Source organism: Microvirga sp. P4_G7, from assembly GCF_056401005.1.
In genome coordinates, this window is sequence record NZ_JBFUKD010000416.1 from 1 (window position 1) to 3,376 (window position 3,376).

Consider the following 3,376-nt stretch of genomic DNA (forward strand, 5'->3'; position numbering starts at 1 on the left):
CCTTGATGCCGGGTGTCTTGCTCAACTCGTCCAGGAACTCGACCGGTGTTGTAACGAAATCGGCGTCTCCGGAGAGCAGTTGCAGACGTCGGGTGGTCCATTCCGGAACGGTGCGCATGACGACGCGCTCCAGAGGAGCAGCCCCTCCGAAGTGATTGTTGAACCGCTTGAGGGTGATGCGGCGCTCGGTCCGGTTCCAATCTTCGAGCATGAAGGGACCGCTGCCGTTCTCCTGCGCGAACAACGGATCGGCACTCAACTCCGGACGATAATACTTGATCCAGGTGTCGCCCGAACCATCCCAGCCGCCTACGGAGGCAACCCACTCCTTGTCAACGATCGAGGTGCCGAACGGCAGCGCAATGACGCCCAAGGTCGCGGGGAAAGACTTCGGAAGCTTCAACGTGACTTTGTCGCCGTCAACTGTGATCTGCGAGGCGAGTTGGTCATAGACCTTCCGCAAGATTTCGGGACGCGCCTCCTTGATCTTGGCGCCCCCGCCTTCGCCTTCCACCCATTTGGCGATGTCAGGATATTTGCCAGCCGTGATCACCTCGGTGATCGCGTTGGACATCCACGATTGGCCCATCAGGATGGCTCGCAGGAACGTGTAGCGCACGTCTTCCGGCGTGATCTCGCCGTGCCCGGGTTCTATCGATGCTTTTTGTGCATCCGTGAGTCCGTCGAGAAATTCCCAGCTGACCTTGCCGTCCGCACCTTTCACGCCGACCTTGTGCGTTCGAACGCCTTTGCGGATGGGGAAACTGTAGCTCACCGAGCCATCGTCCCCCTGCTTGATGAGGCCGTTCTCCAGCGATGGCACTTCAGTCGAGATCGCCGGGACGAAAGTTGAAATCTCGGATCCCTTATAGTTCAGCAATCGGCTGTAAACGTTCAGGGCGCCGTAAGAACTCGGGGTATTCGCGATATAGGCTGGATCGAAGGATTGAACGTCGTCAGTCCAAAGAAAGACGAACGTACCTGGGTTCTTGGTTTGGGCGATTGCTGACGACGCGGCAATGCCAAGTAATAAGCTTAAGGCGACAGTCAAAGTTCGCTTCATTAAAGTTCCCCTGCTGGCTGCTGCTCTCGGTTTTTCTTATTTTGATGAAGAGGCTAAAGGCACACTTGTCTTGCTGTCCAATGTGCAGATAGGATCGTTGATGCAAAATATGCATGGGCGGCCCATGGAACTCGCTTGGCTAGAAGACTTTCTGGAAGTGGTCGCGACTCGGAATTTTTCCAGCGCGGCGGCGGCGCGTAGCATTTCTCAGCCGGCCTTCAGTCGACGGATCAAATCCCTCGAAGCCTGGGTCGGCGCCGACTTGATCGATCGCAGTACCCACCCCGTGCATCTGACGGAGGTGGGCAACATGTTCCTGCCGCGTTGCCAGGAGCAGGTACGCGAAATGTACCGATTGCGCACCGATTGCCGCAATGCCGCGGGCGCCGGTTCGCAGCTCGTCACGTTTGCCGCGCTCCATACGCTGTCCATCTACTTCTTCCCGACATGGGTCTGCTCACCGGCGATGCAGGGGCTGACGATTCGCAGCAGCATGCACGCCGCGGATTTCATGGAATGTATCGAGCACCTTTCGTCATCGCGGTGCGATTTTACCATCACCTACGATCACCCGGACGGACCGCCGGTGCTCAAGACCGGCCCGTTCGAATCCTTGCAGGTCGGCACCGACCGGCTGATCTTGGTTTCCGGTGCAGGCGATTCCGGAAAGTCACTCTATGACATCGATCGGTCCGGCGACGACGCGATCCCGTTTCTCGCTTACTCTTGGAACGATGGCTATCTGGGCAAGCTCATTTCGCTGATCCGTTCGCGCTGGCGCCAGCCGCTCAATTTGAACACCGTCTATCAATCGTCGCTGGCCGAGAGCCTGAAGCACATGGTTCTGGCTGGACATGGGGTGGCCTGGCTGCCCCAGAGCTGCGTGCGCCAATGCATCGAGGACGGTGACCTCGTGCAGCTCGGCGGCCAGCAAATGTCACTCGCCATGGAAATTCGCATCTTTCGCCGCGTGGGCTCCTTGAGCCGCGCAAGCGACCTGTTGTGGAAACAGCTTTCGCTCAACGCGGAAAAGCGGCTCGGCATGGATCTTCCCCTCACACGGTGAGCGACAGCGAGGACCTGGAGGGCATCGAAGTGTCGACCGGACCCTCGGACCAAAGTGGGTATGCGAAAAGCGGTGCCTCGATGCAAAAAACACATAATAGCTTGCCCTACGGATATCTATCGCGTCTTTTGCCCAATCGCTACCCAACTGCTTGATAATTGCGCATTTTCCGGCCTCTACTTGAACATGATACGGTTTCGGACATCCGCGGCGGCTATTGACAGGATCCACGCTCATTGCGTTCGATGCACTCACGAACCCGATTGACGTAGAGTATGCTCTTGCCCGCGATCGAAGTTGGAAGCCCGATGTTGCCTGACGACGTGATCCTGGCCGTCGAGGGCCTTGAAGTCAGCTTTGCGAACCAAGCCCTGAAGCCGTTGAAGGCCGTTCGCGACGTCTCCTTTACCATCGCGAAGGGAGAAACCCTTGCGCTGGTGGGCGAGTCCGGCTCCGGCAAATCCGTCACGGCGATGACGATCATGCGACTGACCGAGCACGATGGCGCCAAGGTGACGCGCGGACGCATTCTGATGCGTTTGAAGGATGGTCATGTGACCGACCTGGCGACGCTCTCGGAAAAACGGATCGAGAATCTCAGAGGGTCCGAGATATCGATCGTGTTTCAAGACCCGATGTCGAGCCTCAATCCGGTTTTCACCGTTGGGGATCAGATTGCCGAAGCCGTCACTCGCCATCAGCGAAAGACCAAAGCCCAAGCGAAAGCGATCGCGCTCAACGTCTTGAAGCTCGTTCGTGTTCCGGATGCCGCGCGCCGCCTAGCGCAATATCCGCACCAACTCTCGGGGKGCATGCGCCAGCGCGTCATGATCGCCATTGCGCTCGCATGTCGACCTTCGCTCATGATTCTCGATGAACCGACGACGGCGCTCGATGTGACGATCCAGGCCCAGATCCTCGACCTCGTGCGTGCACTGCAGAGTGAGATCGGCATGTCGGTATTGTTCATCACCCACGACATGGGGGTCGTCGCCGAAATTGCCGATCGCGTCTGCGTGATGCTGAAGGGCGAGATCGTCGAGACGGGGCCTGTCCACGAGATCTTCTCGAACCCCAAACATGGCTACACGAGAGCGCTGATATCGGCGGTTCCGCGTCTTGGAAGCATGGCCGACAAGGACGCGCCCGAAAAATTCCCGCTCGTGATCTACGAGCCTGCACGATGACCGATCGAGGAGACGGGATGCCCCTCGCCCCAAATGTTAGCAGTCGAACGCCGCTCGTGG

At 58.3% G+C, this 3,376-nt stretch carries 3 protein-coding genes; 2 read left to right on the forward strand and 1 reads right to left on the reverse strand.

Annotated elements, in window-relative coordinates:
* On the reverse strand, nucleotides 1-880 hold an 880-nt coding region (locus tag AC1DT3_RS15600; protein ID WP_477466159.1), incomplete at its 3' end, for an ABC transporter substrate-binding protein.
* Between the two features lie 139 nt (nucleotides 881-1,019).
* On the opposite strand from AC1DT3_RS15600, the gene AC1DT3_RS15605 reads away from it, so the two are divergent.
* Both AC1DT3_RS15605 and AC1DT3_RS15610 read left to right on the forward strand, forming a co-directional pair.
* Nucleotides 1,020-2,129, forward strand: coding sequence for a LysR family transcriptional regulator (locus AC1DT3_RS15605; RefSeq protein WP_477466160.1), 1,110 nt, complete (start codon nucleotides 1,020-1,022; stop codon nucleotides 2,127-2,129).
* A 308-nt stretch (nucleotides 2,130-2,437) separates the two neighbouring features.
* Nucleotides 2,438-3,316 (forward strand): ABC transporter ATP-binding protein, encoded by an 879-nt coding sequence (locus AC1DT3_RS15610; protein ID WP_477466161.1) that lies wholly within the window; start codon nucleotides 2,438-2,440, stop codon nucleotides 3,314-3,316.
* Nucleotides 3,317-3,376: the final 60 nt, after the last annotated feature.

Excerpts from the sequence above, each read along its gene's own strand:
- AC1DT3_RS15605 (WP_477466160.1), top strand. The coding sequence starts at position 1,020 with ATGCCAAGTAATAAGCTTAAGGCGACAGTCAAAGTTCGCTTCATTAAA.